This is a genomic window from Streptomyces sp. LS1784, assembly GCF_020103755.1.
Taxonomy (GTDB): domain Bacteria; phylum Actinomycetota; class Actinomycetes; order Streptomycetales; family Streptomycetaceae; genus Kitasatospora.
This window is the reverse complement of the sequence record NZ_JAHSQD010000467.1, coordinates 1-6,624: the sequence shown is the minus strand read 5'-3', so window position 1 is coordinate 6,624 and position 6,624 is coordinate 1. Positions and strand designations below refer to the sequence as shown.

The window sequence follows — 6,624 nt, the reverse complement described above, 5'->3', positions numbered from 1 at the left end:
CGTTCGCCTCCGCGATCCGCAGCGCCTGCTCCACGCCGTACTCGTCCAGCTCCGACAGGAGGCCGTCCACGCCCTCCCGGTCGGTGGTGTGGTCGTCCGCGAAACGACGGTCACCCGTCGCGTCCGGGACGTGCTTCACACAGACGACGATCCTCAAGCTCATGAGCGGTTCTCCTGTCACGGGTGCACGGATGCAACTGGATCCATGGCCTCAGGCATGCCGAGGGTACTGAGTGCCAAGCCTGGCCCGGGCGCGACGCGCGCACCGCAAGCGCCACCTGGACCGGCATACCGTGTCGGCTCTCTTCGACTGGCGTCAGAGGCTCCATGGAGAGAATACGGCACTCAGTACCCCTCGTAAAGGAACTCAGTACCCTTCCCGGTTCCCGGGGCCGCGTCGGCGTCCACCAGAATGCCCAAGCACGCCGCTGTCGGTGCCGATCCCGGCCCCGGGCGCCGGATCGGTACCGAGGAGGACGGAACATGACGTCGGTGGAGGTGCTGGTGGTCGTGCACACGGCGGTCTACGGACAGCGGCTGCGCGATGTCCATGCGCTCCTCGACGCCGACCCGCGGGTGCGGGTCCGGTTCACGGTGGCGCCGCACACGTTCAATCGGGGCGCGGCAGCCCATGTCCGGCGGCTCGGCGGAGCGGTACTGCCGTGGGCGGAGGCCGTCCGCCGGAGGTTCGACCTGGTGCTCGCCGCCGGCTCGCAAGGGCTGGAGCGGGTGCACGGACCGACGGTCCGGCTGCCGCACGGAGTGGGGCACAACAAGCTGTCGCCGACCGGCGTCGGGGCCGGGCGGACCGTCGCCGGGCTCGGGCCCGAGTACGTCCTCTGGGAGGGACGGCTGGTACCCGCCGCGTACACGCTCGCGCACCAGGACGACCGCACCGAGCTCGGTCGTGGCTGCCCGGAGGCGCTGAGGATCGCCGAGGTCGTCGGCGATGCCGACCACGACCGGATCGCCACCGCGCTCCCCGATCGGGAACGGTACCGGACCGCGCTCGGGCTACGGCCCGGCGAACGGCTGGTGCTGCTCTGCTCCACCTGGGGCAGCGGTTCGCTGTTCACCCGGCTCGACACCGTGCTGCCGCGGCTGGCCGCCGAGCTGCCCCGCAGCGGCCACCGCACCGCGCTGCTGGTCCATCCCAACGTGTCCGCCCTGCAGGGCTCCCGGGCGGTCCGTGCGAGGGCGACCGCCGCCGCGCGCGGAGCGCTCAGCGTGCTCGGGCCCGAGGAGGACTGGCGCCCCCTGCTGGTCGCCGCCGACTTCGTCATCGGCGACCACGGCTCGGTCACCCTCTACGGCACGATGACCAGCGCGCCGATCCTGCTCGCCGGGTACCCGGCCCGGGGCATCAACCCGCGCTCACCCGGCGCACAGCTCGCCCGCACCGCGCCGGCGCTCAGCCCGTCCCGCCCGCTCACCGCCCAACTCACCCACGCCGCCGAGCAGTACCGACGGGAGGACTACGCGGCGATCGCAGCCCGGATCAGCTCGGAGCCGGGCCGGTTCGATCGCCGGATGCGACGGCTGCTCTACCGCGTCCTGGGCCTGGACGAGCCCACCCACCCGCCCACGCCACCCGCACTGCCGCTGCCCGCGCCGCTGTGGCCCGGGCACGACGACGGCGGGGTCGGCGCACCGAGGGCCGTGGCGGAGGCATCGCGGGCGGTGTCGGGAGCTGCCGGGGACTTGTAGAGGGCGAGGGCCTCCCGCCAGCGGGCGGCCGCCTCGGCGAGGGGGGGGGGGGGGGGGGGGGGGGGGGGGGGGGGGGGGGGGGGGGGGGGGGGGGGGGGGGGGGGGGGCGGGGGGGGGGGGGGGGGGGGCGGGGGGTGGGGCGGGGGCCCCCCCCCCGGGGGGGGCCCCCGGGGGGGGGCCCCCCCCCCCCCCCCCCCCCCCGGCGCGATGCCGAAGGCGCGCAGGAAACCCGCGAGCACCTCGGCGGGATCCGCCGGTCCGCCAGGGGCGTGGGCCCGCAGGTCGGCGAAGAGCTGGCCGTCCGGGAAGCGGCCGGAGTGGCTGCGCAGCCACTGGACTCCGAGGGCGGTCTTCCCCACCCCGGCGGGTCCGGTGAGCACCACGGTCACGTCGGCGGGCCCGGTCGCTTCGTCCAACTCGCGGTCCAGCTGACGGAGATCATCACCCCGCCCGACCAGCCGGCTTGGCACGTGGGGAAGTTGGCGGGGCACCGGCAGCAACGACGACCGGAGGCGACCGAAGCATTCGCAGGGATCGTCCGAGTATCACTGATACCACGCGCCATGACGCCGAGTCGGTCGAATGCGGCCAGTGCGGCGCCCCGGGGCAGGTGCGGTTCGCGCCGGCCCCGGCGTGGTGGGTGCCGTCAGCTCCGGCGGGCGGTCAGGGGGACGGCGGCTTCGGGGGTGAAGACACGGGCGGCGAGGGACTCCTGGAGATAGAGGGCAACGGTTTCGGGGGTGTGGGAGAGGTAACCGACGCTGACGTCCTGGCCGAGGTGGAGTTCGAAGTCGCCGCCGCGGATGGAGAGGAGGAGGGCACCTTCGATGGCGGGGGCCCAGATGAGTTCGCCGTCGAGGAGGCGGGCGATGTGGCTGGCGACGGGGTATCCGTGGTCGGAGGTCTCGTTGACGGCGGTGTAGGCGTCGGCGCCGAGGAGGAGCACGTAGGGGCCGCCGATGCCGGCGAGCCGGAGGGTGGTGAGGGCGCGGCTGACCGCCTCGGGGTACTCGCGGACGTCGACGGGGAGCGGGACGGCGGGGTTGCTGGCGGCCGGGCGGATGCCCGCGATTCCTGCGGCGGGGTAGCCGTCGAACACGGCGCGGTCCTCGGCGAGGGCGAGGGTACGGGCCGCGTCCTTGACCGGCTGCCAGTCCGAGTCGCGCGAGCCGCGTTCGACGTCGTCGACGGCGTCGCGGCGGACGGTGAAGGGGACGCGCAGTTCGACGACCGGCTGGGCGGTGCGGGAGCGGGCCTGGATACCGTCCGCCGGGGGGTCGATGGTGGTCAGGTGGCCGGTGCCGACGGCGGCGAGGGTGGCGCCGTCGGGGCCGTTGAGGTCGACCACCCGGCGGCCGGCGATGTGGAGCTTGAAGGTCTGACGGGCCTCCTCCTCGATCTCCTCCCAGGCTGCGGCGGAGATCGGGGCGAGGTCCCGGTGGAGGTTGTTCATGGGCGGGTCCTGTTCGGGTGGACTGTCAGGGGGTCTGCTTGAGGCTGCCGATGCCGAGCGAACCGTCCCCGGAGGACGGGGCGGGACCGGAGACAGGGGTGGGGGCGGAGACAGGGGTGGGGGCGGAGCCGGGCGCCGGTGGAGGGGAGTCGAGGAAGTCGGCGGTCGGGACGAAGAACAGCCCGCCGGTGACGGCGGTGGAGAAGTCGAGCAGCCGGTCGGTGGTGCCGGGCGGGTTGCCGACGAACATGTTGCGCAGCATCTCCTCGGTCACCCCGGGGTCGGCCGCGTAGCCGATGAAGTAGGTGCCGAACTCGCCGCCGCGGTCGAAGGATCCGAACGCCATGTTGAACCGGACGATCTTCCGTTCCTCGCCGTCCGGCCCGGTGATCACGGTGAGCGCCACGTGCGAGTCGGCGGGCTTGACGTCGTCGGCCAGTTCGATGTCGGTGAGCTTGGTGCGGCCGACCGCGCCCTCCTGCTCCTCGACGCTCAGCGCGTTCCACCTGTCCAGGTCGTGCAGGTACTTCTGGACCATGACGTAGCTGCCGCCGGTGAACTCCGGGTCCTCCGCCCCGACCAGGGCGGCGCTCACCGCGGCCCGGCCCTCGGGGTTCTCCGTCCCGTCGACGAATCCGAGCAGGTCCCGGTCGTCGAAGTAGCGGAAGCCCTGGACGGAGTCGGCCACGGTGGCCGTCCCGGCGAGCCGGCCGACGAGTTGGCCGGCCAGCTCGAAGCAGAGGTCCATCCGCTCGGCCCGCAGGTGCAGCAGCAGGTCCCCGGGGGTGGCCGGGGCCCGGTGGCGGGTGCCGGCCACTTCCTGGAAGGGGTGCAGGCAGGCCGGGCGGGGACCGGCGAAGAGGCGGTCCCAGAGTGCGGAGCCGATGCCGGTGACGCAGGTGAGGGCGCCCTCGGGGGCCCGGAAGCCGACGGCGCGGCGCAGTGCGGCGAGCTCGGGCAGCAGGTCGCGGACGGCCTCCTCGCGGCCGGGTTCGACGGTGAGGACCAGGAAGACGGCCGCGCTGGTCAGCGGGGAGAGCACGGCTTGTGGTTCGGTCTGCATGGTCGTGACCTCTCTCAGGACGCCCGGGAGGCGTCCCGTTCGGAGCGGTGGTCGGCGAGGATCTGCTTGAGCTGAGGATCTGCCTGAGCTGCTGCGGCGGCGCGGGCCGGCTGTCCATCAGCTCCTCCTGGGGGTGGCGCCCCACGGCGGATGGACCGGCACTGATCCGATCATGGGAATGATTACATCGCAAAGCGGACAATCCGGCACGGTCGGCGCACAGCCGAACGGCCCCACCGGGCGGACCGGACGGACCGGACGGACCGGACGGACCCGCCGGAAGCCGCCGGAAGCCGCTCCGACGGGGCCGTTCGACGCGGACGGGCGGCGCTCCCCCACGGGGTGCAGGACCGCCCCCACCGGATGCAGAACCGCCCCGCGGGCTTCAGGCCCGCCGCCGCCCGGCGCCGGTGGCGGCCACCGCGGCACCCAGCACCGCCGAGACCACCGGCACCACCAGCGCCGCCCGGAAGCCCTCCAGCACGGTGGCCCCCGACCCCAGCACGGCCAGGTTCACCGTGGTCACGACCGAGAGCCCGAGCGCCGCGCCGAACTGGAACGAGGTGTTGAGCAGCCCGCCGGCCAGCCCCTGCTCCTCCTGCGCGATCCCCTCGGTGGCCGCGATGGTCAGCGGCCCGTACGCGAGGGCGAAAGCGAGCCCGGTCAGCAGCATGGTCGGGAACATCATCGGGTACGTCCAGTCGGCGCCCACCGGCAGGAACAGCCCGTACGAGAGCGCGGCCAGCAGGAAGCCTCCGAGGATCACCCGGGCGTTGCCGAAGCGCTCCACCAGCTTCGGGGTGAGGGTCGGCGCCAGCACCGAGTCCACACCGATCGCGAGCAGCGCGAGGCCGGTCTGGAGCGGGGACCAGCCGCGCAGGTCCTGGAGGTAGAGGGTGGCGACGAACTGGAAGCCGAAGAACGAGCCGGCGAACAGCACCGCGCCCAGGTTGGCCCGCAACAGCGGCCCGGAGCGCAGGATGCCCGGGCGCACCAGCGGCGCCGAGGAACGCCGCTCGACCACCGAGAACCCCGCCAGCAGGGCGAGCCCGCCGGCCAGCACGGCGGCGGTCGTGACGGCCCCCGCGCCCGGCTCGCCGATCCGCACCACGCCGTACACCAGCAGCAGCATCGCCCCGGTCGCGGTGGCTGCACCGGCCAGGTCGAAGCGCCCGCCGGGGGCCCGGTCCGGCGCCGCCTCGCGGGGGATCAGCGGGACGGCCGCCACCAGCAGCGCACCGGCCAGGAGCACCGGAGCGAAGAACACCCAGCGCCAGCTGACCGCCGTCAGCAGGCCGCCGACCACCAGGCCGAGCGAGAAGCCCGCCGCGGCCGTCCCCGCGTACACCAGCAGCGCCCGGTTGCGCCGCGGGCCCTCGGGGAAGGCGGTGGTGATGATCGACAGCCCCGCGGGGGTCATGAAGGCCGCGGACAGGCCGGTGACGAATCGGGCCAGGATCAGCACCCAGCCCTCGGTGGCCAGGCCGCCGAGGCCGGAGAAGAGGACGAAGACGGTCAGCCAGAGCAGGAACATCCGGCGCCGGCCCAGCAGGTCGGCCGTCCGGCCGCCGAGCAGCATGAACCCGCCGTAGCCCAGCACGTAGGCGCTCAGCACCCAGGACAGCGCGCCGGTGGACATCCCCAGGTCGGCGCGGATCGAGGGCAGCGCCACGTTCAGCATCGCGACGTCGATGCCCTCCAGGAAGATCGCACCGCAGAGCACGGCCAGGACGGCGGCGGACCGGCCGCCGGGTCCCGTCGGGCGCTCCTCGGGCACCGGGGCGGCCTCCCGGCTGTTTTCGGGCAGGGCTGATGACACGGACACCTTGTGGCTCCTCGGAATGGGGGGGCGGCGAGGGCTCAGGGCGGTTCTCTTCCGTCCGGTCAGTTCCCTCTTGTAACCACCCGTCATCCTCGGGCAGCATCAGGGATCGTGGAAGAAGGCACTTCGAAGGAACCGACGCACTGCGCGGGTACCGAGGACGGCTACGACGTCCTCCAGTGGGACGTCCGGGAGGACTGCGAGGTGCGGCAGATCCTGGACCGGATCGCCGACAAGTGGTCGCTCCTGGTGATCGCCCTGTTGGACCGGCAGTCGCTGCGCTTCACCGAGCTGCGCCGGGCGATCGACGGGGTGAGCCAGCGGATGCTCACCGTCACGCTGCGCCAGCTGGAGCGGGACGGCCTGGTCGAGCGGACGGTGCACCCGGTGGTGCCGCCCCGGGTGGACTACGCACTGACCCCGCTCGGGCGGACGCTGCACGCCACCATCCAGTCGCTGGTCACCTGGACCGAGGCCCACCAGCGCGAGATCGCCGGCGCCCGGGCCGCGTACGACGCCCGGGAGGGGGCGTCCTGAACGGCGGCGAGGGGCGGGTGCGCCTCCTCGCGCACCCGCCCC

The 6,624-nt window shown here is 73.9% G+C and carries 5 protein-coding genes and 1 pseudogene; 2 read left to right on the top strand and 4 right to left on the bottom strand.

Translation table 11 applies throughout. From position 1 onward, the window contains the following. Positions 1 to 163: pseudogene (locus KS423_RS34830) on the bottom strand (electron transfer flavoprotein subunit beta); the annotation flags it as partial. Between the two features lie 320 nt (positions 164 to 483). Between KS423_RS34830 and KS423_RS34825 the strand changes: the two are divergent. After that, positions 484 to 1,707: a hypothetical protein gene (locus tag KS423_RS34825; protein WP_224283752.1), complete on the top strand. Its 1,224-nt coding sequence runs from the start codon at positions 484 to 486 to the stop codon at positions 1,705 to 1,707. Between the two features lie 646 nt (positions 1,708 to 2,353). Here KS423_RS34825 and KS423_RS34820 read toward each other — a convergent pair. The 3 genes from KS423_RS34820 to KS423_RS34810 form a co-directional block, all read right to left on the bottom strand. Further along, positions 2,354 to 3,160, bottom strand: a complete 807-nt coding sequence (locus KS423_RS34820; protein WP_224283751.1) for a family 1 encapsulin nanocompartment shell protein — start codon at positions 3,158 to 3,160, stop codon at positions 2,354 to 2,356. Positions 3,161 to 3,185: 25 nt separating this feature from the next. Continuing rightward, positions 3,186 to 4,223, bottom strand: a complete 1,038-nt coding sequence (locus tag KS423_RS34815; RefSeq protein WP_224283750.1) for a Dyp-type peroxidase — start codon at positions 4,221 to 4,223, stop codon at positions 3,186 to 3,188. Between the two features lie 385 nt (positions 4,224 to 4,608). After that, positions 4,609 to 6,000 (bottom strand): MFS transporter, encoded by a 1,392-nt coding sequence (locus KS423_RS34810; protein ID WP_224283753.1) that lies wholly within the window; start codon positions 5,998 to 6,000, stop codon positions 4,609 to 4,611. Positions 6,001 to 6,156: 156 nt separating this feature from the next. Between KS423_RS34810 and KS423_RS34805 the strand changes: the two genes are divergently transcribed. Continuing rightward, a complete protein-coding gene (locus KS423_RS34805) occupies positions 6,157 to 6,582 on the top strand; it encodes a helix-turn-helix domain-containing protein (RefSeq protein WP_224283749.1) in 426 nt (141 codons plus the stop codon). Positions 6,583 to 6,624: the final 42 nt, after the last annotated feature.